The organism is Pseudomonas sp. TJI-51 (assembly GCF_000190455.2).
Lineage (GTDB): Bacteria > Pseudomonadota > Gammaproteobacteria > Pseudomonadales > Pseudomonadaceae > Aquipseudomonas > Aquipseudomonas juntendi.
This window is the reverse complement of the sequence record NZ_AEWE02000128.1, coordinates 40,268-62,753: the sequence shown is the minus strand read 5'-3', so window position 1 is coordinate 62,753 and position 22,486 is coordinate 40,268. Positions and strand designations below refer to the sequence as shown.

At 64.3% G+C, this 22,486-nt stretch carries 22 protein-coding genes, 1 pseudogene and 1 riboswitch; of the genes and pseudogenes, 14 read left to right on the top strand and 9 right to left on the bottom strand.

Going from position 1 to position 22,486, the window contains the following annotated elements:
- Positions 1 to 336: 336 nt before the first annotated feature.
- From G1E_RS23775 to G1E_RS23765, 3 genes and pseudogenes are all read left to right on the top strand, one after another.
- A pseudogene (locus tag G1E_RS23775) lies at positions 337 to 690 on the top strand (SDR family oxidoreductase); the annotation flags it as partial.
- A 102-nt stretch (positions 691 to 792) separates the two neighbouring features.
- A complete protein-coding gene (locus G1E_RS23770) occupies positions 793 to 1,866 on the top strand; it encodes a metal-dependent hydrolase (RefSeq protein ID WP_009686929.1) in 1,074 nt (357 codons plus the stop codon).
- Positions 1,867 to 1,869: 3 nt separating this feature from the next.
- Positions 1,870 to 2,562: a TraX family protein gene (locus G1E_RS23765; RefSeq protein ID WP_009686928.1), complete on the top strand. Its 693-nt coding sequence runs from the start codon at positions 1,870 to 1,872 to the stop codon at positions 2,560 to 2,562.
- 35 nt (positions 2,563 to 2,597) lie between these two features.
- Here G1E_RS23765 and G1E_RS23760 read toward each other — a convergent pair whose 3' ends face one another.
- Complete coding sequence (locus G1E_RS23760; RefSeq protein ID WP_009686927.1) at positions 2,598 to 4,118, bottom strand: FAD-dependent oxidoreductase; 1,521 nt, start codon at positions 4,116 to 4,118, stop codon at positions 2,598 to 2,600.
- Between the two features lie 174 nt (positions 4,119 to 4,292).
- Positions 4,293 to 5,621, bottom strand: a complete 1,329-nt coding sequence (locus tag G1E_RS23755; RefSeq protein WP_029886214.1) for an MFS transporter — start codon at positions 5,619 to 5,621, stop codon at positions 4,293 to 4,295.
- 163 nt (positions 5,622 to 5,784) lie between these two features.
- Here G1E_RS23755 and G1E_RS23750 point away from each other — a divergent pair, with 163 nt between their 5' ends.
- Together G1E_RS23750 and G1E_RS23745 are read left to right on the top strand one after the other, a co-directional pair.
- Complete coding sequence (locus G1E_RS23750; protein ID WP_009686924.1) at positions 5,785 to 6,882, top strand: sugar diacid recognition domain-containing protein; 1,098 nt, start codon at positions 5,785 to 5,787, stop codon at positions 6,880 to 6,882.
- A gap of 141 nt (positions 6,883 to 7,023) precedes the next feature.
- Entirely contained in the window at positions 7,024 to 8,166 is a 1,143-nt protein-coding gene (locus tag G1E_RS23745; RefSeq protein ID WP_009686923.1) for a glycerate kinase, read from the top strand.
- Here G1E_RS23745 and G1E_RS23740 read toward each other — a convergent pair.
- The gene (locus G1E_RS23740) at positions 8,156 to 9,106 is read right to left on the bottom strand and encodes a site-specific integrase (protein WP_009686922.1); all 951 of its coding nucleotides are present in this window, start codon (positions 9,104 to 9,106) and stop codon (positions 8,156 to 8,158) included. The genes G1E_RS23745 and G1E_RS23740 overlap by 11 nt on opposite strands.
- A gap of 106 nt (positions 9,107 to 9,212) precedes the next feature.
- A riboswitch (TPP riboswitch) is annotated at positions 9,213 to 9,327 on the top strand.
- An 89-nt stretch (positions 9,328 to 9,416) separates the two neighbouring features.
- On the opposite strand from G1E_RS23740, the gene G1E_RS23735 reads away from it, so the two are divergent.
- The 5 genes from G1E_RS23735 (at position 9,417) to codA (ending at position 14,683) form a co-directional block, all read left to right on the top strand.
- The gene (locus G1E_RS23735) at positions 9,417 to 10,064 is read left to right on the top strand and encodes a TenA family protein (protein ID WP_009686920.1); all 648 of its coding nucleotides are present in this window, start codon (positions 9,417 to 9,419) and stop codon (positions 10,062 to 10,064) included.
- A gap of 2 nt (positions 10,065 to 10,066) precedes the next feature.
- Positions 10,067 to 10,726, top strand: a complete 660-nt coding sequence (gene tenA, locus G1E_RS23730) for a thiaminase II (RefSeq protein WP_009686919.1) — start codon at positions 10,067 to 10,069, stop codon at positions 10,724 to 10,726.
- A 237-nt stretch (positions 10,727 to 10,963) separates the two neighbouring features.
- A complete protein-coding gene (codB, locus tag G1E_RS23725; RefSeq protein WP_009686918.1) occupies positions 10,964 to 12,226 on the top strand; it encodes a cytosine permease in 1,263 nt (420 codons plus the stop codon).
- Positions 12,223 to 13,440 carry a PucR family transcriptional regulator gene (locus G1E_RS23720; RefSeq protein WP_009686917.1) on the top strand — a complete coding sequence of 406 codons (1,218 nt, stop codon included), beginning with the start codon at positions 12,223 to 12,225 and terminating at the stop codon, positions 13,438 to 13,440. Before codB ends, G1E_RS23720 begins: the two co-directional genes overlap by 4 nt.
- 4 nt (positions 13,441 to 13,444) lie before the next feature.
- Positions 13,445 to 14,683, top strand: coding sequence for a cytosine deaminase (codA, locus tag G1E_RS23715; protein WP_009686916.1), 1,239 nt, complete (start codon positions 13,445 to 13,447; stop codon positions 14,681 to 14,683).
- A 48-nt stretch (positions 14,684 to 14,731) separates the two neighbouring features.
- On the opposite strand, the gene G1E_RS23710 is transcribed toward codA, so the two are convergent.
- Together G1E_RS23710 and G1E_RS23705 are read right to left on the bottom strand one after the other, a co-directional pair.
- The gene (locus tag G1E_RS23710) at positions 14,732 to 15,733 is read right to left on the bottom strand and encodes a threonine/serine dehydratase (RefSeq protein ID WP_009686915.1); all 1,002 of its coding nucleotides are present in this window, start codon (positions 15,731 to 15,733) and stop codon (positions 14,732 to 14,734) included.
- Between the two features lie 117 nt (positions 15,734 to 15,850).
- Positions 15,851 to 16,459, bottom strand: a complete 609-nt coding sequence (locus G1E_RS23705) for a transcriptional regulator (protein WP_009686914.1) — start codon at positions 16,457 to 16,459, stop codon at positions 15,851 to 15,853.
- 251 nt (positions 16,460 to 16,710) lie between these two features.
- On the opposite strand from G1E_RS23705, the gene G1E_RS23700 reads away from it, so the two are divergent.
- Both G1E_RS23700 and G1E_RS28815 read left to right on the top strand, forming a co-directional pair.
- Positions 16,711 to 17,697: a DNA-binding protein gene (locus G1E_RS23700; protein WP_009686913.1), complete on the top strand. Its 987-nt coding sequence runs from the start codon at positions 16,711 to 16,713 to the stop codon at positions 17,695 to 17,697.
- A gap of 55 nt (positions 17,698 to 17,752) precedes the next feature.
- The gene (locus G1E_RS28815; protein WP_009686912.1) at positions 17,753 to 17,914 is read left to right on the top strand and encodes a DUF6021 family protein; all 162 of its coding nucleotides are present in this window, start codon (positions 17,753 to 17,755) and stop codon (positions 17,912 to 17,914) included.
- A 98-nt stretch (positions 17,915 to 18,012) separates the two neighbouring features.
- Here the strand turns inward: G1E_RS28815 and G1E_RS23695 are convergent, their stop codons facing one another.
- From G1E_RS23695 to G1E_RS23685, 3 genes are all read right to left on the bottom strand, one after another.
- Positions 18,013 to 18,264 carry a hypothetical protein gene (locus G1E_RS23695; protein ID WP_009686911.1) on the bottom strand — a complete coding sequence of 84 codons (252 nt, stop codon included), beginning with the start codon at positions 18,262 to 18,264 and terminating at the stop codon, positions 18,013 to 18,015.
- A gap of 14 nt (positions 18,265 to 18,278) precedes the next feature.
- Complete coding sequence (locus G1E_RS23690; protein ID WP_009686910.1) at positions 18,279 to 18,779, bottom strand: DUF4142 domain-containing protein; 501 nt, start codon at positions 18,777 to 18,779, stop codon at positions 18,279 to 18,281.
- Positions 18,780 to 18,886: 107 nt separating this feature from the next.
- Complete coding sequence (locus tag G1E_RS23685; protein WP_009686909.1) at positions 18,887 to 19,600, bottom strand: MgtC/SapB family protein; 714 nt, start codon at positions 19,598 to 19,600, stop codon at positions 18,887 to 18,889.
- Positions 19,601 to 19,995: 395 nt separating this feature from the next.
- Between G1E_RS23685 and G1E_RS23680 the strand changes: the two genes are divergently transcribed.
- Positions 19,996 to 20,463, top strand: coding sequence for a sterol desaturase family protein (locus G1E_RS23680; RefSeq protein ID WP_009686908.1), 468 nt, complete (start codon positions 19,996 to 19,998; stop codon positions 20,461 to 20,463).
- 11 nt (positions 20,464 to 20,474) lie between these two features.
- Here the strand turns inward: G1E_RS23680 and G1E_RS23675 are convergent, their stop codons facing one another.
- Positions 20,475 to 21,368, bottom strand: a complete 894-nt coding sequence (locus G1E_RS23675) for a bile acid:sodium symporter family protein (protein WP_009686907.1) — start codon at positions 21,366 to 21,368, stop codon at positions 20,475 to 20,477.
- 183 nt (positions 21,369 to 21,551) lie between these two features.
- Between G1E_RS23675 and G1E_RS23670 the strand changes: the two genes are divergently transcribed.
- Entirely contained in the window at positions 21,552 to 22,418 is an 867-nt protein-coding gene (locus G1E_RS23670; RefSeq protein ID WP_047150156.1) for a Dyp-type peroxidase, read from the top strand.
- Positions 22,419 to 22,486 lie beyond the last annotated feature (68 nt).

Here is a 22,486-nt window from a genome sequence, read left to right as displayed (position 1 = left end):
TTGCCGGCGATAGGGCCAGACCTGCAAAATGAGTTCGATTACCGAACACCAACCAAACTTGGCGTGTCCGCTATCCGCCCACCCAATCCCAACGCTGCATTGCCCAACCCCCGCCTTTTTGCTTAAGTGTGCTCATCCACCGGCTGTCGCCTGCCCCCGCTACCTGCAACCGGCCCGATAGAATGACCGTGACGACCGCAACCACCGCCGAGAAGGCCGTAGGAAGCGGCGACCAGAACAATAACGATGCCGAGTGCCTTGCCTATGGAAAACCGCCTGCTGAGCGAGCGCAGTAGCGTGTTTCACCACGCCGACCCGTATGCTGTGTCCGATTAGTCGGTCGCCACCCGGGGCGTGAACCGGGTGCCATATGGTGCGGCCAAGGGTGGGGTCAATGCGCTGACTGCTTGCCTGGCCTTCGAAACCGCTGGCCGTGGCATCCGCGTCAACGCCACCGCGCCGGGTGGCACCGAAGCGCCGCCGCGGCGGGTGCCGCGCAACACCGCCGAGCAAACCGAGCAGGAGAGGCGCTGGTACCAGCAAATTGTCGACCAGACCCTCGACAGCAGCCTGATGCACCGCTACGGCAGCATCGACGAACAGGTCGGGGCAATTCTGTTCCTGGCCAGCGATGAAGCGTCATACATCACCGGCGTGACCCTGCCGGTAGGGGGCGGCGACCTTGGCTGAACCGCCCGGTCTTGCGGCGTTGCATCTGGCAACAAGGCGGGGAATTGCCTAGCGACCCTGGTTGAGGGTAGTTTCCCGTCACCACCTGCCAGGAATGCTCCCTTGGACTCGATTACCCAAGCTGTACTCGGCGCCGCCCTGCAGGGTGCCGTGCTGGGCCGCCTGCAAGGGCGCCGCGCGCTGTTGTATGGCGCGGCGCTGGGCACGCTGCCAGACCTCGACGTGATCATCCGCTACGCCGACCCGGTGTCGCAGATGACTTACCACCGCGGCTTCTCCCACTCGCTGTTCGTGCTCACCGGGCTGGCCTTGCTGCTGGCCTGGCTGGTCAACAAGTGCTGGCCCGACAAAGGCTATACCTTGAACAGGCTGTTCCTGGCGTTCTGGCTGGTGCTGATCACCCACCCATTGCTCGATGCCTTCACGGTCTATGGCACCCAGTTGTTCTGGCCTCTGCCAGTCACACCGCAAAGCTGGGCTGCGGTATTCATCATTGACCCGGTGTATACCCTGCCCCTGGTGGCCGCCGTTATCTACGCGGCCGTGCGCGGAGTGACTGCCAGGGCCACGCGGCTGCTGACCCTGGCACTGGTGTTCAGCACGGCGTACCTCGGCTTCGGCCTTGCCGGGCGCATGGCCGCCGAGCAGCGCTTCCAGGCCGCACTGGACCAGCAAGGTGTCGTCACCACTGAACTGCGGGCCGTGCCCATTGCCTTCAACAGCCTGGTCTGGCGAGTGTTGGCGAAAACGCCCGGGGGTGACTATTACGAGGGCATCAGCAGCGCCTTCGACCGGCAGGCGCCAGAAATGCAGCGCTTGCCGCGCAACACGCAGTTGGCGCAGGTGTTGGCCACCGATGAGCTGTATCAGCGTTTGCGCTGGTTCACCGATGACTGGTTGCGTTACGACCAGGTCGGCGACGTGCTGGTGGTAACGGACTTGCGCATGGGTATCCCGGGCAACTACAGCTTCCGTTTCCGCATGGCGCACCGGGACAGCCAGGGGCAGTGGGTGGTCGATGTGCCAACGGCTTTCCAAACCGGGCCCGGGTCGATGTTCAACAGGCGCGACCTGGTGCTGATCTGGCGGCGTGTCTTGGAGCAGCAACCACCGCTGCCGTTGGCCCTGTGGACCGAGCGCTACCTGGGCCTCAGCCCTGCCGAACGCGAGCGCTGAGGGTTGCGCTCGGCGGGGCTGGACCTGGTCAAATGGACCGCCATGGCGACCATGGTCGCCGATCACCTGCGCTTCATATGGCCCACAGCCGATGGCCTGTTCGTGGTGGGCAGGCTGGCGTTCCCATTGTTTTGCCTGGCCATTGCAGTGAATGTGCAGCGGGCCAGGGCAGGGGCTTTGAATACCATTGGCAATGTGCGCTACCTGGGGCTGATGCTGCTGTTCGCGGCGCTGTCGGAACCTGCATATCGCTGGCTGGACGGCGGCTCGCAGACATTGAACGTGATGCCGACGCTGGTATTGGGGTTGCTGGTGGCCTGGGGTGTGCATTACCCGTTGCTGTCGCTGCGTTTGCTGGGTTTGGCGGCCGGGCTGGCAGGTTTTTTGTTCAGTGGGCAGTTGATGTATGGGGTGCCCGGGGTATTGCTGCCAGGCGCCTGCCTGATGGCGCGCCGGCAGGGCGGCGCGGCCTGGGTGTTGCCTTGCCTGCTGGCCATGGGCGGCAACCTGACCAACAGCTGGTTGCAGGCGCATTTGCTGGCACCGATCACCCTGCTCACACTGCTGAGCGCGGCCTCGGCGCTTGCGCTTGGCTTAGCGCTGTTGCGCCATGATGATTGGCGGGTGCCGGCAGTGGGGCGCTGGGGCTATCTGTTTTATCCAGTGCATCTGCTGGTAATAAAGGTGCTGTCCTGAGCCTGTGATCGGAGGGCGGGCCTACCCAAGCCCCTTCAGCCGATCAGCGTCAGGGCCTGTTGCAGGGTCAACGGCTGTTTCATACGCTGCGACAGCGCCGCCATGGCGTCGGAATACCCCCTGGCAATCACTGCCTCGACTTGCTCGTTCACACACTGCAGGGCAATGAAGTCACCTGTTTCCGGCTCGCCGACGAACTCGATGCGGTTCCAGTCCTGTGCGTGCCCCAGCACCTCGATGGTAACCCCGTGCTGGTAGGTCCAGAAGAACGGCACGTCGGCGTAGCGGCGTTGCTCGCCGAGCATGTTGGCCGCTGCGATCACCCCCTGTTGCTGCGCCAGGCGCCAGTGCTCGATGCGCACCGGGCGCCCGGCAAGCGGGAATGTGGCGATGTCCCCTGCCGCCCACAGGCCGGGGGCAGCACGCATGTCGGCGTCGACCCTCACCGATTTGTCTTCCCCAAGGGGCACCCCGTGCAGAAACGCCGTCGCGGGGCTGACGCCGGTTCCCAGCACGACCAAGGCTGTTTGCAGGCGCTCGCCGTTGGCCAGTACCACGGCCTCGACCTGCCCCTGGCCTTCGATCAGCTTGACCTCGGTGGGGCCGTGAAAAGTCACCCCTTGAGCCTCATGCAGGGTGCGCAGGCAACGGCCAATACGTTCACCCAGCTGTCGAGCCAGGGGGATCTCGTGGCGGGCTACCACATGCACCCGCGCGCCGTACGCCTGCAGGGCCGAAGCGGCCTCCAGGCCGATGAAGCCGTCGCCCACAATGACCACCGGCTGGCCGGGCTCGGCCGCATCAAGCACGCGCTCAGCATCGTCGCGGGAACGCAGGGTGAACACCCCAGGCAGATCGATACCGGCCAGTTGCGGGCGCACGGGCTTACCGCCGGTGGCAAGCAGGCAAGCGTCATACGCGATCGACTGGCCGTCAGCCAAAGTGATTTGGCGGTGCTGGCTGTCAACGCTGCGCACCTTGCCATGCTTGCGCTCCAGTTGGCCTTGGCGCAAGGCATCGGCGTCGAGCAAGGCGGGTACTTCGTCGGGGGGCATCTGCCCGGCGATCACGAATTTGCTCAGCGAGGTCCGGTCATAGGCGGGCTGACGCTCCTGGTCTATCCACACCAGCCGGCCGGCAAAACCTTGCCTGAGCAGGGCGGCCACCGCAGCGCTGCCCGCGGCCCCGGCACCCACCACCACAAAGCAGCGGGCATCGCTGTGCCTGGGCGGCTCGACGGCAGCCAGGGGCTGGTCATCTACCCACACCTGATCGCCCTTGAGCCACACCTGGTAGCGGCGCAGGTCGGCAAGTGCCGGCGGTTCGCAGACTGCGCCGTCGTCGACGGCAAACGCGGCTTTGTGCCACGGGCAGACCAGTAGCCCGGCGCACACCACACCCTCGTCGAGCGGCGCGCCGGCGTGCGGGCAATTGGCCTGGTAGGCGTGTACCTGCTGGCCTTGGCGGACGAGGATGATCTCTTCGCTGCCGGCCTGAACGCGCAACGGGCGGTGCTCGTCGAGTTGTGCCAGGCAAGCCACGGCGTACTGGGTCATGGGGGTTCTCCAAAGGGGGCCTTTGGAACCATTTGACGCCTGAGGTGGGAAGGGGGTGCGTTGGGCTGACGACCGGTGTTCCGGTGGTAACGGGCCAGGCCCGCTGCCACTAGAACACCCCCGTTGCATCACTATGCTGGCGTGGTCTGGCAGCGGGCTGGCTCGCCGCTGGACTCAATTGGCCCGGGCAGCACTCAGTGCACCGGCCCTGGTCACGCGCAGCGCCACCAGGCTACCGAGCACGATCAGTGCCGCCAACGAATACAGGGCGGCATCGGTGGACCCAGTCTGGTCTTTGATGAACCCCACCAGGTACGGGCTGAGGAAGCCGGCCATCTGGCCGACCGAGTTGATGATCGCCAGGCCGGCCACGGCGGCACTGGCGCTGAGCAGCGCCGTGGGCATCGGCCAGAACATCGGCAGACCGGTGAGCGCGCCCATGGTGGCGATGGACAGGCCAAGGATGGCAATGGCCGGGTTGGCGGCGAAGTTGACTGCGATCAGCAAGCCCATGGCGCCCATGAGCATCGGCACCACCAGATGCCAGCGGCGTTCGTTGCGCAAGTCGGCCGAGCGGCCGCACAGAATCATGAAGACCCCGGCCAGCAGATACGGAATGGCGCTCAGCCAGCCGATCAGCAGCGGGTTGTCGAAGCCCATGCCCTTGATGATCGACGGCAACCAGAAGTTGATGGCGTAGACACCGCTCTGGATACAGAAATAAACGAAACCAAAGGTCCAGATCAGCGGGTTGGTCAGTACCGCCAGTACACTGTCGCCGGTAGTGGCGGGCTTGCTGGCAGCGTCGGCCGCCAGGTCTGCGGCGATCAGCTGGCGTTCGCCCGCGCTCAACCAGGCAGCCTTCTGGTAACCGTCACTGAGCAGGAACACTGCCAGTATGCCTAGAGCCACGGTGGGCAGGCCCTGGATCAGGAACATCCATTGCCAGCCGGCCAGGCCATGCTGGCCGGCGGCGAAATGTTCGAGGATCCAGCCGGAGAACGGCCCGCCCAGCAGACCCGAAACCGGGATAGCCGACATGAACAAGGCCATGATGCGCCCGCGTCTGGCTGCCGGGAACCAGCGCGAAAGGTACAACACCACGCCCGGGAAGAAGCCGGCTTCGGCCGCCCCGGTGAGCAGGCGCAAGGTATAGAACTCGGTCGGGGTGGTGACGAACAGCAGGCAAGTGGACAAACTGCCCCAGGCGATCATCATCAGCGCGATCCAGCGCCGAGGGCCGAAGCGGTTGAGCGCCAGGTTGCTGGGCAGGCCGCACAATACATAGCCGATGAAGAAGATGCCGGCGCCAAGGCCGTACACGGTTTCGCTGAACTTCAGCGCGTCGAGCATCTGCAGCTTGGCAAAGCCGACGTTGACGCGGTCCAGGTAATTGAACAGGTAGCAGATGAAAATGAACGGAATCAGCCGCAGGGTGACGCGCCGGTACAGCGCGTTGCGGGTGGTGTCCGTGCCTTGGTCAGGGGCTGGGCTGTGTGCCATGATCGGATTCTCTGTTGTTATGGTTATCGCCGCGTCGCCTGTGCCGGCGCTCGCCCTGACGAGTCTCGGGGACTGCGGCGTGCCTGTCTTTGTGCTTTTGCACAGTGCTGGGCGCGGGCTGCTGTGCCCGAGCCCAAAAGCCTAACACCCTAAGGACCGTGCAATGTTCGAACTCGACCATGACCTGGCACAGGATATCGTTGACCGGGCGATGGCCATTCTGCCGTGCAACGTCAATGTCATGGACAGCCAGGGGTTGATCCTGGGCAGCGGCGAGCCGGAGCGCATCAACACCCGCCATGAAGGCGCCCAGTTGGTACTTGCCAACGGCCGGATCGTCGAATTGGACACTGACGCGGCCAAATGCCTGAAAGGCGTGCAGCCTGGGGTCAACCTGCCGTTGATGCTCGACGGCAGGTTGATGGGCGTGCTGGGCCTGACCGGCGACCCGCAGCACGTGCGAACCTACGGTGAACTGGTGCGCATGACCGCCGAAATGCTGCTGGCCCAGCGCCATTTGCAGGCCGACCAGCAGTGGCGGCGGCAGCGCTGTGACGACCTGCTGGCGTTGCTGCTTGGCGGCAGCGGTGATTCCACGCGGTTGCTCGACGAAGCCCGGCAACTGGGCCTGAAGCCACAGCTGCCGCGTGTGCCGTGCTTGTTCGAACTGGCCTCGGGGCCGGCCGCCGAGGCACTGGCAGCGTGGTTGATCAGCCGTTACCCCGACAGCTGGTGCGTCAGCCCGGCGCGGCAGTCGTTGCTGTGGTGCCGCCCGGCGGGTGTCGCACTGGATGAGCCGCGCCTGCTGGAACGCCTGCAACGGCATGGCTGGGAAGTGGAACGGCTAGCCCTGGGCAGCGCCGCGCAGAGCCTGGAGCAGTTGCGCCGGGGTTACCGTCGGGTGCGTGACTTGCTGGCTTATGGCCGTGAGGTATTGCCTGGCGAACGCCTACTCAGCCTGCAGCGCTACCGGCTGCCGGCGCTGCTGTGGCGCCACCGCAATGATGACGCACTGGATGAACTGCTGGAACCGTTGCAGCGCATACGCGTCAAGGACAGCAGCGGCCAGCTGCTGACTACGCTGCGGGCATGGTGTGCCCATGACGGCCAGAGCCAGGCCTGTGCCGATGCCTTGGGCATCCACCGCAACAGCCTGCGCTACCGGCTGGAGCGCATTGCCGAGTTGGGCGAGGTCGACCCGCTGCGGATGGAAGGCATGCTGAGCTTGTACCTGGGGTTGCAGCTGTTGCCTGCAAACTGAAGCATTTCTCTGTTGCGGCCCTATCGCCGGCACAGGCCAAAGGCATCCGCCCAAACAACCCACCCAGGGTTTTGTGCATTTGACCGAGGCCGCCTGGGCGTACAGCTGTCAGCATGCCGCCATCAGGACAGGAGAATCCCCATGAAGATCGTCATTGCCCCCGACTCGTTCAAGGACAGCCTCGATGCTGCCGGGGTTGCGCGCGCCATCGCCGCCGGCTTGCGTGAGGGTTGCCCGGATGTGCAGGTGGTCGAATGCCCGATGGCCGATGGTGGCGAAGGCACCATGGACGCGATCCTTGCCGCCAGGGACGGCGAGCTGCGCCGCCAGACCGTGCGCGGGCCGCTGGGGCAGAGCGTGGAAGCCGGCTGGGGCTGGTTGCCGCACAGCCGCACGGCAATCATCGAAATGGCCCAGGCCAGTGGCCTGCAGCTGGTCCCAACCGGGCAGCGCGATGCCTGCCGCAGCAGCACCTGGGGTACCGGCGAGCTGATTGCCGCCGCGTTGGCTGCCGGCGCACAGCGCGTGGTGCTGGCCATTGGCGGCAGTGCCACCAATGACGCCGGTAGCGGCATGTTGCGTGCGTTGGGCCTGCGCCTGCTGGATGCCCAGGGGCAGGCGCTGGAGGAAGGGGGGCTGGCTTTGGCGCAGTTGGCGCATATCGATGCCAGCGATCTCGACCCACGCCTGGCTGAGGTACAGTTCGAGGTAGCGGCCGACGTCGACAACCCGCTGTGCGGGGCCAATGGTGCATCGGCGATCTTCGGCCCGCAGAAGGGCGCCAACCCGCAGCAGGTGCAGGCGCTGGACCAGGCGCTGGGGCATTTTGCCGACCACTGTGCGCAGTTGCTGGGTAAGGATGTGCGTGACTACCCAGGTTGTGGCGCCGCCGGTGGCATGGGTTTCGCCGCGCGGGCATTCATGGGCGCGCAGTTCCGCCCCGGGGTAGAGGTGGTGGCGGAACTGGCCGGGCTCGATGCCCTGGTGCAAGGTGCTGATCTGGTGGTGACGGGCGAGGGGCGCTTCGATGCACAGACCTTGCGCGGCAAGACGCCAATGGGCGTGGCCCGGGTCGCCAAGCGCCACGGGGTACCGGTGGTGGTACTGGCCGGGACCTTGGGTGAGGGCTACCAGCAGTTGTATGCGCACGGCGTGGATGCGGCCTTTGCCCTGAGCAGTGGGCCAATGAGCCTGGAGCAGGCGTGTGCCGATGCTGCTGAGCTGCTGCAGGCGCGGGCCTGTGACATCGCCCGCCTGTGGCGCTGCGCAGCCGTCAGGGAATGAGCACCTGCTCATGGCCGGCCGGTAGGGCGGCCAGTTCGCCGAAGCGTTGTGCCGCATCGATGTAGCGCAGCGCCGACTTGGCGTCTTTCCAGCCCACATAGCTCATCAACGCTTTCAACTCCCAACCATTGGCGGTGGCCCAGGTGGCGAAACCGCGCCGCAGCGAGTGGCCGGTGTACAAGGCTGCCGGAACCCCGGCGCGTGCCAGCATGCGCCTTAGCAGCCCCACCAGGCTGTTGCTGTTGAGCGCGCTGTCGCCCAGGTTGCCCCAACGGTCGAGCTTGCGAAACACCGGCCCGTGGGCAATGCCGGCAACCTCCAGCCATTGCAGGTAGGCCGTGACCGGGCACAGGGCCTTGAGCGCGGGGGTGCGGTGCTGCACCCCCAGCGCTTCGCGGTCACCCTTGCTGCGTGGCAGGAACAGGGTGATGCCGACACCCGCTTCGGCCTGGACATGCTCCACGCGCAGGCGCGCCAGCTCATCGCCACGAAAACCCCGCCAAAAGCCCAGCAACAGCAGCGCGCTATCCCGCCGTGCGCGGCGCAAGGCGGCCAAGTCGTGATTCTCACGGGCCTGGCGGGCTTCCTCTTCAAAACAGGCGACCGCCGTTTGCAGGTGCTGCAGCAGCAGCGGGGCAGCCTGCTTGGGCGGGGCCGGGTGCAAGCTACGAATGCCGCGCAGCACCTGGCGCACCAGGGGGGCCTTGGTGGGGTCGGGGAAGCCCTGGGCAACGTGCCATTGACTAAGCGCGGCCAGCCGTTGGCGCAGCGTGCTGACGGCATGCTGGTCGGCATGCTCGGCCAGGTAGCGGGCGATGCTCTCGGCGGTGGCCGGCAGAAAGCCGCCCCAGTGGCTTTCGAAGTGTTCGATGGCAGCCTGATAGCTACGCCGAGTGTTGTCGCGGGTGGCGGCGCGCAGGTAGCGTTCGATATCGGTCATGGTGCAAGCGGCGGTGGAGGACGGCTACACGATAAACCTAAATCACCCGGCTGTCCTGGGTGTGATCCGGCGCGCTGTACAGCAGCGGCACGCTACGGTATACCTGAGCGCGACCAAGGGGAGCCCGGCAACGGGCTGAGAAACCGCTGAGCATCGCAGCGCGGTGACCCTTCGAACCTGATCCGGATCATGCCGGCGAAGGGATGGGCTCGATACATGTCGTTACCTGCCTTTTTGCCGGCCTCACATGCGAGGCTCGTCCATGCCCAGTGCCAAGGTCTCGCTGCCATCCCCCCACAAGGACAGCACCATGACCGAACGCTTCAGCCAGACCCTGCGCCGCCATAGCGACCCGACCTGGTCGGCCGCCGTTGGACACCGTTTCGTGACCCAACTGTGCGACGGCAGCCTGCCGGCGCCGGTCATGATCGACTACCTGGTGCAGGACCACCGCTTTCTCGACAGCTTCCTGACCTTGCTCGGTGCCGCCATCGCCACTGCCGATACCTTCGAGGCCCGGCTGCGCTTCGGCCGCTTTGCCGGCATGATCTGCAGCGAGGAGAACACCTATTTCCTGCGCGCGTTCGAGGCGCTGGATGTCAGCCCGGCGCAACGGCGCGACCCCGCCGATACCGCACCCACCGCCGGTTTCAAGGCGATCATGCGCGAAGCGGCCGCCACCCGCTCCTACGCGGGGGCGCTGGCGGTGCTCAACGTTGCCGAGGGCCTGTATCTGGACTGGGCGCTTAAAGCGCCAAAGCCCTTGCCGGAGAACTTTGTCCATGCCGAATGGATCACGCTGCATGACAATCCGGCCTTCCAGGACTTCGTTGCCTTCCTGCAGGCCGAACTGGACCGGGTAGGCCCGCAGGCGGCGGCGCTGGCCAGTGACTTCTACCAACGCACCGTGGCACTGGAGCTGGCCTTCTTCGATGCCATCTACCCGGAGGGCCAGTGAGCATGGATATTTTCGAGCGCCTGAAAGCCGCCGCCAACCGCCCCTGGGCCCGCTATGTCACGCACGACTTCGTGCAGCAGATGGGCGAGGGCACGTTGAGCGAGCAAGCGTTTCGTACCTACCTGGTGCAGGACTACCTGTTCCTGGTCCAGTTTGCCCGGGCCTGGGCGCTGGCTGCCTACAAAAGCCGACGCCCGGCGGACATTCGTGCCGCACAGACCACGCTGGCGGCCATTCTCGATGAAACCGAGCTGCACCTGCGGCTGTGCGCGCGCTGGGGGTTGAGCCAGGCCGACATTGAAGCGGCGCCAGAGCATCAGGCCACCGTGGCCTACACCCGTTACGTGCTGGACTGCGGCGCTGCCGGGGACCTGCTGGAGCTGCAGGTGGCACTGGCCCCCTGCGTGGTCGGCTATGCCGAAATCGGCCGCGCCCTGGCCGAGCAGATTGGCGACTTGAGCGGCCACCCATACCGCGAGTGGATTGGCGAGTACGCGGGTACAGCCTACCAGGGGGTGGCTGCGGCAGCTCGCCGGCACCTCGACGAGCTGGCAGCACGCAGCATGACCGAGCAGCGTTTTGCCGAACTGGCAGCCATTTTCGCCCAGGCCTCCAGCCTGGAAGCGGATTTCTGGCAGATGGGGCTGGACGGGGCGGCATAACGTTGCGTGCGGTGTCGGGCTGAGTGGTTACTACTCAGCCCGGAACCGCTTTGGTGCATGAATGCCTCAAAAGAAGTCGTGCCGCACACTTTCACCGGGGTAAAGCCCGGCTTTACTGGTCACTGTGCACATGCACCAATGGGCTGCATGCCCGGTTTTTTTCGCTGTTTGACGGCCGCAAAAAGCGGCCCGCATCTTGCTCCAGCTGCTCCCAACTACAACCTGGAGCCCCGTGCAATGAGCTCACCCAGCGAATTTCCACTCAGCGAAGCGCCGCCATCAGCCCGCAAGGGCCTGCTGCCGATCACCATGGTCCTGTTCAGTTTCACCTTCTTCACCGGCACCATGTTTGCCGGCGGCAAACTGGGCATGGCGTTCAGTTTCGCCGACATGCTATGGGTCGCCACCCTCGGTAACAGCTTGCTTGCGCTGTATGCCGCCGCGTTGGCCTTCATTGCCTCGCGTAGCGGCCTGAACACGGTGTTGATGGGGCGTTTCTGTTTCGGGGAGGCAGGCAGCCGGCTGTCCGACTTCCTGCTGGGCTTCGCCGAACTGGGCTGGTACGCCTGGGGCACCGCCACGGTGGCGATCGTGTTGGTCAAGCTGCTTGGCCTGGCAGAGGGTTTCAGCCTGCCGGTGATGGTGCTGTTCGGCCTGGGCTTCAGCATCACCGCCATCCTCGGTTTCAAGGGGCTGGATGTGCTGGCCCGGGTTTCGGTGCCACTGATGTTCGTGCTGCTGTTGGTGTCGATGTACATCGCCACCCGCGATGCCGGCGGGTTCGCCGGCCTGGCGGCGGTGGTACCGCATGAGACCATGACGTTTTCGGCGGCAGTGACCATGGTGTTCGGCACCTTTGCCAGCGGCGCTACCCAGGCGACCAACTGGACACGCCTGTCGCGCAGCGGGCGGGTAGCGGTGAGCGCCAGTGTGGTCGCGTTCCTGCTGGGCAACGGCCTGATGGTGGTGGCAGGCGCCTGGTGCGCCATGGTCTACCAGCAGGCCGATATCGTCGAAGTGATGATGCTGCAGGGCTTGTCCTTTGCCGCAGTGGTCATGCTGTGCCTGAACCTGTGGACCATCCAGGGGCCGACCATCTACAACGTTTCGGCTGCCGCGTGCCACCTGCTGCGCAGCGAACGGCGGCGCACGGCGACCCTGTTGGCGGCCGCTGTGGGTATCGTGCTGGCCATGGGTGGCATGTACGAGATGCTGATCCCGTTCCTGGTGCTGCTGGGTTCGATCATTCCGCCGGTGGGTGGGGTGATCATGGCCGATTTCTGGTATCGCCACCGTGGTAAATACCCGGCGCTGGGCACTGCAACGCTGCCCCGCTACAACCTGGTCGGGCTGTTGGCCTACGCCGTTGGCGCCGTGCTGGCCTACGCGTCGCCGTGGGTGGCACCGCTGGTGGGTATCGGCGCCTCGGCGCTGTGCTACATCGTCGTGCTCGAGCTGGGCGGGCGCCGCTCAGCGGCCCAGGCGGGCGTCGAACCGTGAGCCTGGCGCTGGAAGAAATCCTGCAGCTGCCCGGCCTGCACGAGATGAGCGTGCGCGCCGGGGCGCGCAACCTGCAACGGCGGGTACGCTGGCCTTATGTGGCAGAAAACGAAGGTATCGCCGAATGGGTGATGGGCGGCGAGCTGGTGTTCGTCACCGGCATCAACCACCCACGGGGTGAGGCCAACCTGCTTGCGCTGGTCGAAGACGGCGACGCCGTCGGCATTGCCGGGCTGGTAATCCTCACCGGCGGCAGTTTCATCCAGCACATTGCGCCTGCAGTGATTGCCCGTGCCGAGCAGCTGGGTTTGCCACTGATCGAACAGCCTTACGCCCTGAAAATGGTGGTGGTCACCCACTTGATCGGTACTGCGCTGGTGCAGATGACCCAGGTTCGCCGCTCGCGCAACGACATCCTCGGCCAACTGCTCAGTGGCGATTACCCAAGCCTGGCGATTGCCCGGCAGCGCGCTGCGCACCTGCAATTGGCGCTGGATGAGCCGCGCCGGCTTCTGGCCTTGCGCCTGGCCGGGGTCGATGAGCTGTTCCAGCGGTTGGGGCTGACGCTCGGCGAGCGGCGCTGGCAGCACACCCGCCAGGCCCTGGAGGACCAACTGCAAGCCTGGTGCCGGCAGCAGCCGGGCAGCGTCACGGCGCACCTGCCCGGTGACCTGTTCGTGGTGTTGCTGGCCGACACCCAAGACCTGCCGGAACGATTGGCCGGGTTGTACCGGCAATTGCAAGGGGTGGCCGGCGAGTTGAGCCTGTACATGGGGCTTTCCAGCCTTGCCGAAGACTGTGCACACTACCGCCAGGCCTTGAATGAAGCGCGCCAGGCACTGGATGTGGCCCGGCACCTGCGCCCGGCCAGTGGTTACTGCAATTTCAGTGAGCTAGGCGTGCTGCGCTTGCTACAGGGCATCGTCGACCGCTCGCTGATCGACGATTTCGTCAGCCGTACCCTTGGCCCGCTGCTGGTACCAGGGCGTAAGCAAGCCACTGCATTGGTCCACACCCTCGACGCCTTGCTCATGGAAAATGGCAACAGCCTCAAAGCCGCCCAGCGCCTGGGCCTGCACCGTAACACTGTCAATCAGCGCATACAGCGCATCGAACAACTGAGCGGGCAGTCGATCGACGACCCGCTTTTTCGCATGAATGCTTCGGTCGCCATGTTGGTATGGCGCATGAGCGAAGCCCACGGCAAGGAGTAACCGCATGAACATCATCAACGCCCGGCTGCGCGGCAAACCCGGCTTGTTCCGCATTGAACTTGCTGGCGAGCGCATCAGCGCAATCGTGCCGCAGGCAAACGTGGTGGCGCAGGCGCCCGGCGACCTGGACGCTGCACAGAACCTGGTGGTAGCGCCCTTTGTCGAGCCGCACATCCACCTTGACGCCACGCTGACGGCCGGTGAGCCGAGGTGGAACATGAGCGGTACGCTGTTCGAGGGCATCGAGTGCTGGGCCGAGCGCAAGCAGTTCACCACCCACGATGACATCAAGGCCCGCGCGAAGAAAACCATTGGCATGCTGGTGGACCACGGTATCCAGCATGTGCGCACGCATGTCGATGTCACCGACCCGACGCTTACCGCGCTCAAGGCCATGGTCGAGGTACGCGACGAAGTCCGCGGGCTGGTCGACCTGCAAATCGTCGCGTTTCCGCAGGAAGGCATCGAGTCGTATGCCAACGGCAGGGCATTGATGACCGAAGCGGTGGCCATTGGTGCCGACGTGGTGGGGGGCATTCCGCATTTCGAGAACACCCGCGACCAGGGCGTGTCGTCGATAAAATTCCTGATGGACCTGGCCGAGCGCAGCGGCTGCCTGGTAGACGTGCACTGCGACGAAACCGACGACCCGCAGTCACGTTTTCTTGAAGTTCTGGCCGAGGAAGCCCGGGTGCGTGGCATGGGCGCCCGGGTCACCGCCAGCCATACCGTGGCGATGGGTTCGTATGACAACGCTTACTGCTACAAGCTGTTCCGCCTGTTGAAGCTGTCGGGCATCAACTTCGTGTCCTGCCCAACCGAAAGCATCCACTTGCAAGGGCGGTTCGACAACTACCCCAAGCGCCGTGGGGTTACCCGGGTAGCCGAAATCGACCGCGCCGGCATGAACGTGTGCTTTGGCCAGGACTCCATCGTGGACCCGTGGTACCCGCTGGGCAACGGCAACATCCTGCGCATTCTCGAGGCCGGGCTGCACATCTGCCACATGCTCGGCTACGAAGACTTGCAGCGTTGCCTGGACCTGATCACGGACAACAGCGCCCGCACCCTGAACCTTGGGGAGCACTATGGCATCGAGGTGGGGCGCCCAGCCAACCTGTTGCTGCTGTCGGCACCCGATGACTACGAGATGGTGCGCAGCCAGGGGCATGCGCTGGTCTCGGTGCGCCATGGCAAGGTGCTGATGCAGCGCACGCCAGCCCAGGTGCAGCGCCTGCTCTGAGCGGTTGAGGTTGGGGCCCGGCGCTATGCCGGGCCCTGGCGTCAGCTGTCAACCGACCGCTTCGAGGAACTTGTCCAGGACAATGTTGCGGCCACACAGGACCACCGCAACCCGCTTGCCTTGGTACTGCCTGGCCAGTTTCTGCATGCCGGCGACGGCAACTGCCGCAGCGCCTTCGATGATCCACCGCTCGTGGCGGGCGATGTCGCGCATGGCTGCACGGATTTCGTCCTCGCTGACCAGCACCGTCCCGGTGACCAGTGCCTGGCACAGCGGGAAGCTGACAGCACCTGGCTCGATGCCACCGGCGGTGCCGTCGGAAAGGGTTTCGCGCGCCTCCACTTCGATGATCTCACCCGCCTGTAGCGAGCGCGCCAGTGCGGGATCATTTTCGGGCCAGCAACCAATGATCTCGGTGCCCGGCTTGAGCACGCGCAGGGCGGCGCCGATACCGGCAATCAGCCCGCCGCCGCCCACCGCGACGAATACCGCGTCCAGGTCGGGTGCCTGCTCGAACAACTCCATTGCGAGGGTGCCTTGGCCTGCGATGACCTGCAGGTCGTTGTACGGCGACACGAACGGCACACCCTGTAGCCGCGCTTGCCTGGCGGCCTCCAGTTCTGCACCCAACGGGTCGCTGGGCAGGCAGATGACTTCGGCGCCCAAGGCACGCATCGCTGCCAGCTTGTAGGCCGACGCTGAAGCGGCGCTGTACACCGTCACCGGCACCCCAGCCGCGTTGCCGGCCATTGCCAAGGCCTGTCCGTGGTTGCCCGAAGACGCGGCGATCACCCCGGCAGCCCGCTGTTCGGTTGGCAGCAGGCGGATCTTGTTGCTGGCGCCGCGAAACTTGAACGAACCGGTGTGCTGCAGGTGTTCGCATTTAAGCAGCACATCGCAACCGGTCTGCTCCGAGAGGCGGGCGCTGCGGGTCAGCGGCGTCACACTGACGGCAGGGCGCAGTGCCGCATGGGCATCCTTTATGGACCGAAAAAGCCCATCCAACTGGGTGGCATCGATAATGGGCGCAAGAGCGGGAGTGGCTGCCATGCTGTAAACCTGCATAGATATGGAATATACGTCTACCGTAGACGTTTATTCTATTCGACACAAGCAGGCGTGCACATGCGTCGCCGTGCTCATCCCGGCAAGCCAGCGATAGTGGGTTTAAAGGGCCTTGAGCTCTTTCAGGTACTTGTACACGGTCGCGCGCCCCATGCTCAGTACGTTGGCCACATAGTCCACGCCACTGCGGCCTTGAAACGCGCCCTCGGCATGCAGCGCCTGCACCAGGCTGCGCTTGTCCTTCATGCGCAACGTTTGCAGTGACAGGTTGCGCGCCTGCAGCCAGCCATGCAGGAAGGTGTTGATGCGTTCCTGCCAGTCATTGCGGAACAACGCGTCCGGTTGCGGCACCATACGGCTCATCTGGAAAAACGCATCCAGCGCAACACGGGCCTGCTCCAGTACCGACACGTTCAGGTTGATGCACATCAGGTGCTCGGCTTCGCCCTGGGCATTGCGCAACACGGTGCTGATCGAACGGACCTTCTGGCCGTTCCAGTTGAGTTTCTCGTAAGGGCCAAGGTTCGTGCCCTGGAGCAAGTCGCCCAGTTCATGATCGATCGCCGAGTCGTCACCCAAGGCGCGTTGGGAGAAGTTGTTGGCGATGTGCACCACCGTCTGGCTGCGCAGGTCGTGGACGATGACTTCCGCGTGCGGGTACAGCAACAGGGCGATGCTGTCGGCAATTGCCTTGTAGTTATCCAGGGTCATTTGTTTCGGGTGCTTTTCGCAGGGGCAGGAACCGGACGTTCATGGTGGCGGCAAAGCGCCTGGGACACAAGGCGGGTGGTTGCAGAGTCTCGTACCGCTGCCAGCACTACCAAACGCACAAATTCACCCCTCACATGCGATAAGCCGTGATTATTCCATGTGAGAAAACCTTTACTGAGCAAGGCCATGATTGGCATAATCAGTACGTAATTACATGCTACATAACACAGTACGAAATCGTAGGAGCTCTCATGGCCCGGGGCGGCATAAACAAGGTGGTGGTGCAGCAGGCACGCCAGGCGCTGATAGCCCGGGGCGAAAACCCCAGCATCGATGCCATTCGTATCGAACTGGGCAATACCGGCTCGAAGACCACCATTCACCGCTACCTCAAGGAGCTGAACGGCCAGCAGCCGGTTGCCGCGGAAGGTGGCGTTGCATTGAGTGAGGTGCTGGCCCGCATGGTTGGGCAATTGGCGACCCAGTTGCAGGACGAGGCCGATCTGACCATCGAGCAGGCCGAAAGCACGTTTACCCAGCAGCGTGAACAGCTGGAGGCGCAGCTCGAAAGCGCCCAGCAAGCCCTGGCCGCAGCGCATCAGCAGCACCAGATCGATGCCGCAGCACTGGCCGCCGAGTCCGAGCGGCTGCTGTCCACGCAAAGCACGTTGCAGGCCGAACAGCTACGCAGTGCGAGCCTCAACCAGTCGCTGGGCGAACTGCAGCTGCGCCTGGCAGACAAGGACGAGCAGATCCAGTCACTGGAAGACAAGCACCGCCATGCCCGCGACGCCCTTGAGCATTACCGCAGCGCCAGCCGTGAGCAGCGCGAGCAGGAACAACGCCGGCACGAGGCGCAATTGCAGCAGTTGCAGGTGGAAGTGCGCCAATTGCAGCAGGGCATGATCGTCAAGCAGGACGAACTGACCCGCCTGCACCGCGATAACGAGCGCTTGCTCGGTGAGCACCGCCAAATGGCCAGCGAATGCCGGGCGCAGGGGGAATTGCTGGAGCAACGTGATGCGCAGATCCAGGGTTTGCGCACGATCCTGGCGCAGGCGCAGGGCGCCAGTGAGGAAATGCGCCGGCAACTGGAGATCCAGGCACAGAGCCTGGAACAGCGGCGCGAGCTGTGTACCGAGCAAGCACGGCAGCTGAAACACTTCGAGGAACAACTGCGCGAGCGTGACGAGGCGTTGGCGCAGTGCCGGGCGCGGGTGGCCGAAGCAGCAGGTTAATCAAACTTTTTCGTCGCAGCGCTTTCTTCCCTAAACACCTCAAGGAGATAGCGCCATGCCTGATAAACAATCACCGCACAAACAGGGGCCGCATTCGTCGGAGCAGGCGGACAAGCAGAGTGACCTGGGTTTCGACCCGGATTCGCCTGACCTCGACGATCCGCAGGTTGACCCGCAGGGCCCCGCCAAACCACCCAGGGATGTGGAGAAGAAATAGGGAATGCCCGCCAGCTGAGCGAAATGAGCTGGCGGGTTTACCGAGGGATTTGCCCGGGCTGTGAGGCCTGGCGGCGCAAATCCCCGGTTTGCCAGCGCTTAGCCCTCGGCCCGCCTGGCGGCGTCCACACCGGCCGCCGACAGCTTGATGGGATACTGGACGCTGATTTGTTGGTCACTGCTGACCACCACGCTGCCATCATGAATCAGGCCGTCGTCCTGCAGGGTCTTGAGCATGCCTGCAACGGCCTTCTCGCCACGATAGTTGTCCAGCACTTCCTTGCCCAGCCCCTGTGGGTGAGCATGCAGAAGACGGGTGAGTACTTCGCTTTTCAGTGCATCGTTACTCATGTCGAACCTCACGTTCACTTAGCGTGTTTGGCCTGTAGTGCCTTGGCGTGCTCCAGGTGCTGTTCCAGCTTGGGCAGGGTTTCGCTGGCGAAGGCCTTCAGCTCAGCCTTGTCGGAGGACGCAGCTTCTTTCTTGAACAGCTCGACCGCTTTCTCGTGCGCATCGACCTGGTTGTTGAGGTAAGACTTGTCGAACGACTCGTCACGCCATTCCAGGATCATCTTCTTGACCTTGTCGGTCATCGCCGCGTCGTCGGGTACCGAAATATCCAGTTTACGGGCGATGTCGCCGAGCTTCTGATTGGCCTGGGTATGGTCGGTGACCATTTGCTGGGCGAAAGTCTTGATCTCTGCGTTCTGGCTTTTTTCCTGGGCCAGGTTGCCGGTAACCACTTCGGCGATGCCGGACTCGACCGCTGCATCGACGAAATCATTGGAGCTGGCTGCCAGCGTGTGGGCCGATACCAGACCCAGCACCATCGATAACCCGACACGCTTGATGAAAAGACTGCTCATGCTTCACTCCTTAAACCTTGGCGCGACTTCAGTGTCGCGTACGGTTGAGGGGCGGGGCAGGGCAAAGGTTTAATCTTTTTCATCACCGGCAGCGAACCCGGTGGCGCTCAATCCACGGCCAGCACCTGTTGCTGAAGTTGCCAACGCACTGAACTCACGCCCTTTTCCAGGCTGACCCGGCTGACCAGGCGCTCCAACTGCGCCGGTGCTTGGGCGGTGCCCAACAGCTCTGCACGCACCTCAAGCCTGGCCGGGTTGTCCAGGTCGGCACTTTGCAGCGACTGCAGGCGTAGCTGCGGCTCGGCCAGGCTGTGCAGCATCAGGCTGCGCACCTGGATCTCGTCCTCGGCGCGGCAGACGATGCGCACTTCGAAATGCTGTTCGTGCTCGCTGGCGGGCACCACGCCCTGGCGGTCAAGGCGTTGGGCGATGTCGCGCAGCAGGATATTCGCGCACAGCACCACCAGGCTACCCAGCGCGGCCTCCAGCAACAGCCCCAGGCTGCACAAGACACCGACCGCTGCCGTGCACCACAGGGTGGCGGCGGTATTCAGGCCGCGCACATTGAAGCCATCGCGCATGATCACCCCGCCGCCGAGAAAACCAATGCCCGAGACCACATAAGCGGCAACGCGTGAGGCATCGGCAGCGGCCATGCCGGGCACTGCCTGGGTCATCAGCACGAACAGGCAGGCCCCGGTACTGACCAGTGCATTGGTGCGCAGCCCGGTCAGGCGCTGGCGCAACTGGCGTTCGGCGCCGATCAGCGCCCCTAGCAGCAGCGCGACACTGACGCGCAGCAGAAAAACATTCCAATCCATAGCTCACCTCTTCCACGGGCACACGCCCGCATGAGCGCCTTCACTGGGCGCGGTTGAAAAACCAGAAAGATGCGCAGGACCACGGGGGGAGGGAGGTGAAGCGGGGTTACAAGAAACCACCGTCTTGCCAGGCTGGCCAGACAGTGCAGGACACTGCCGAGCTAGCGCGCCACGTGGGCCTGTCGCAAGCGACTGGGGCTACTGTCCAAAGCGGGTCTCCTGTTGGGATGGCTAAATTGCGCCGCGGACCATACGCCCCGCGGCAAAGCCGGTCAAGTGTGCAAAGATGACAATGGCTTAATCGGCACATGCCCTGCGGCAGCGCCTGCCACATGGAAAAAAAAACCATCAGCCGGTAACCTTGCGCCACCCTATGCGATCACCCGGACCGTTCCATGCTGCTCAATCTGACCGTGCTGTTCGGCACCCTGGTGGCCATGGAGGGCGTAGGCACGCTGGCCCACAAGTACATCATGCATGGCTGGGGCTGGTGCTTGCACCGCTCGCACCATGAGCCACAGCTAGGCATGCTCGAAACCAATGACCTCTACCTGCTGGCGTTGGCGCTGATAGCCGCCGCCCTGATCGCCCTGGGCAAGGGCGGCCATGCGCCGCTGCAGTGGGTGGGCGGTGGCGTGGCGGGCTATGGCGTACTGTATGTACTGGCCCATGATGGTTTCTTTCATCGGCACTGGCCGCGCCGGCCACGGCCGGTCAACCGCTACCTCAAACGCCTGTACCGGGCGCACCGGCTGCACCATGCAGTGAAGGGGCGCACCGGGGGTGTGTCGTTCGGTTTTTTCTACGCGCCGCCGTTGAAGGTGTTGAAACAGCAACTGCGGGGCAAGCGCAACCGGCGCTGACTGCCTGGGCGTTACCTGGCGGTGCCGCTTTCAGGCTGCGCCACGGCGTGCCCTCGACTGACCCACCAGCCGAAACCGGCGGCGGTGAAGAACATGATCAGGCTGTACAGCGCTGCCGGCACTGCCATGGTCGGGTTGTTCAGCAGCGACGGGCTGAGGGCCAGGGCAATCGCCAACGTGCCGTTATGTATGCCGATTTCCATGCCGATGGCGATGGCCTGGCGCTTGGGGATGTTGAGCAGGCGCGGCACCCAGTACCCCACCGCCAGGCTCAACAGATTGAACAACAGCGCCGCCAGGCCCACGACCGGTGCGTACTCGACCACCGTCTGCCAGTCCTTGGCCAGCGCCAGAACAATGGTGAATGCCAGAAACAATGCCGCCACCAGCTTCATCGGCTTTTGCATGCGCGCGGCAAACCCTGGGGCAAAGCGGCGAATCAGCATACCCAGCGCCACCGGCAGCAGAACAATGGCGAACACCTGCATGACCTTGGCGAACTGCAGCGGTATGGCCTGGTCCGACGCCATGAACCAGCTCAACGACAGGTTGACCAGCAGCGGCATGGTGAGAATCGCGATCAATGAGTTGACCGCTGTGAGGGTGATATTCAACGCCACATCGCCATGTGCCAGGTGGCTGAACAGGTTCGCCGTGGTGCCGCCCGGCGAAGCGGCCAGCAACATCAACCCCACCGCCAGCGCCGACTCCAGGCCAAAACCGCTGGCGATCAGGAAGCACACCAGCGGTAACAGCAGAATCTGGCAGGCCAGGCCCACCACCACGGGCTTCGGATATTTCACCACCCGTGCGAAGTCGGCCAAGGTCAACGACAGGCCAAGGCCCAGCATGATGATGCCCAAGGCCAGGGGCAGAACGGCGGTGAGCAGAGGCGAGGCGGTCATCGGTAGTCTCTCGGGCGAAGGATCCGAAGCAGTCTAGGTGGGCCGGGGTGGATAGGTAATTGCAAAGAGCCAGCTCTTGGTAACCATTTGTTACCAGAGACATCCCTCATCGGCGCTGTATGGCGCGTTGCAGCAAGCCCGCAGGCGCAGTAGCATGCCGCCTTTTTCGAGGATTAGCCTGTCATGCCGTTCCAGCAAGGTCTGCTTGCCACCCCGGTGCCGGCCCACGCCCGCCACCTGTTCTTCACCCTGCAATCGCCCGAGGCGTTGCCTGCCGCCCTCGATGCCTTGCTACCGCAGGTCGATGGCGTGCAGGTGATTCTGGGCGTAGGCGCGCCCATGGCCAAAGCCCTGGGGCGTGAAGTACCTGGCCTGCGTCCTTTCCCGCTGCTGGATGCGGCGGTAGAGAACCCCAGCACCCAGCATGCGTTGTGGCTGTGGCTGCGTGGCAATGAGCGGGGCGACCTGCTGCTGCGGGCCCAGGCACTGGAGCAGGCGTTGGCGCCGGCCCTGCGCCTGGCCGACAGCGTTGACGGTTTCCTGCACCGGGGTGGGCTGGACCTGACCGGCTACGAAGACGGCACTGAGAACCCGGTGGACGAGGATGCGGTGCAGGCAGCGATCGCTGCCGATGGTTCCAGCTTTGCTGCGTTTCAGCTGTGGAAGCACGACCTGGCGTACTTCAAGTCGCTGCCCCAGGCCGACCAGGACAACATCATGGGCCGCCGCCTCAGTGACAACGAAGAACTCGACGACGCGCCCGAGTCGGCACACGTCAAGCGTACTGCCCAGGAAAGCTTCGAGCCCGAGGCCTTCATGGTGCGCCGATCGGTATCCTGGGCCGATCAGCGCGGCGCCGGCCTGGCCTTCGTTGCCCTGGGCCGCAGCTTCGATGCCTTCGAAGTGCAACTGCGGCGCATGAGTGGCCTGGAGGACGGCATCATCGACGGCCTGTACCGCTTCAGCCGGCCCCTGAGCGGCGGCTACTACTGGTGCCCGCCAATCAGCGCCACCGGTGTCGACCTGAGCCCGCTGCTGCAGGCCAGGTAAAAACATCCGGACACAGAAACGCCCACGCGCGCCGAGTAGAGCGACTAGCCTTGGAAGTTTCCCTGGCA

What these genes read in the sequence shown, in the direction of transcription:
- G1E_RS23760 (WP_009686927.1), bottom strand. Translation starts at nt 4,118, where the DNA reads ATGACCCAGTACGCCGTGGCTTGCCTGGCACAACTCGACGAGCACCGC.
- G1E_RS23755 (WP_029886214.1), bottom strand. Translation starts at nt 5,621, where the DNA reads ATGGCACACAGCCCAGCCCCTGACCAAGGCACGGACACCACCCGCAAC.
- G1E_RS23750 (WP_009686924.1), top strand. Translation starts at nt 5,785, where the DNA reads ATGTTCGAACTCGACCATGACCTGGCACAGGATATCGTTGACCGGGCG.
- G1E_RS23745 (WP_009686923.1), top strand. Translation starts at nt 7,024, where the DNA reads ATGAAGATCGTCATTGCCCCCGACTCGTTCAAGGACAGCCTCGATGCT.
- G1E_RS23740 (WP_009686922.1), bottom strand. Translation starts at nt 9,106, where the DNA reads ATGACCGATATCGAACGCTACCTGCGCGCCGCCACCCGCGACAACACT.
- G1E_RS23735 (WP_009686920.1), top strand. Translation starts at nt 9,417, where the DNA reads ATGACCGAACGCTTCAGCCAGACCCTGCGCCGCCATAGCGACCCGACC.
- tenA (WP_009686919.1), top strand. Translation starts at nt 10,067, where the DNA reads ATGGATATTTTCGAGCGCCTGAAAGCCGCCGCCAACCGCCCCTGGGCC.
- codB (WP_009686918.1), top strand. Translation starts at nt 10,964, where the DNA reads ATGAGCTCACCCAGCGAATTTCCACTCAGCGAAGCGCCGCCATCAGCC.
- codA (WP_009686916.1), top strand. Translation starts at nt 13,445, where the DNA reads ATGAACATCATCAACGCCCGGCTGCGCGGCAAACCCGGCTTGTTCCGC.
- G1E_RS23710 (WP_009686915.1), bottom strand. Translation starts at nt 15,733, where the DNA reads ATGGCAGCCACTCCCGCTCTTGCGCCCATTATCGATGCCACCCAGTTG.
- G1E_RS23705 (WP_009686914.1), bottom strand. Translation starts at nt 16,459, where the DNA reads ATGACCCTGGATAACTACAAGGCAATTGCCGACAGCATCGCCCTGTTG.
- G1E_RS23700 (WP_009686913.1), top strand. Translation starts at nt 16,711, where the DNA reads ATGGCCCGGGGCGGCATAAACAAGGTGGTGGTGCAGCAGGCACGCCAG.
- G1E_RS28815 (WP_009686912.1), top strand. Translation starts at nt 17,753, where the DNA reads ATGCCTGATAAACAATCACCGCACAAACAGGGGCCGCATTCGTCGGAG.
- G1E_RS23695 (WP_009686911.1), bottom strand. Translation starts at nt 18,264, where the DNA reads ATGAGTAACGATGCACTGAAAAGCGAAGTACTCACCCGTCTTCTGCAT.
- G1E_RS23690 (WP_009686910.1), bottom strand. Translation starts at nt 18,779, where the DNA reads ATGAGCAGTCTTTTCATCAAGCGTGTCGGGTTATCGATGGTGCTGGGT.
- G1E_RS23685 (WP_009686909.1), bottom strand. Translation starts at nt 19,600, where the DNA reads ATGGATTGGAATGTTTTTCTGCTGCGCGTCAGTGTCGCGCTGCTGCTA.
- G1E_RS23680 (WP_009686908.1), top strand. Translation starts at nt 19,996, where the DNA reads ATGCTGCTCAATCTGACCGTGCTGTTCGGCACCCTGGTGGCCATGGAG.
- G1E_RS23675 (WP_009686907.1), bottom strand. Translation starts at nt 21,368, where the DNA reads ATGACCGCCTCGCCTCTGCTCACCGCCGTTCTGCCCCTGGCCTTGGGC.
- G1E_RS23670 (WP_047150156.1), top strand. Translation starts at nt 21,552, where the DNA reads ATGCCGTTCCAGCAAGGTCTGCTTGCCACCCCGGTGCCGGCCCACGCC.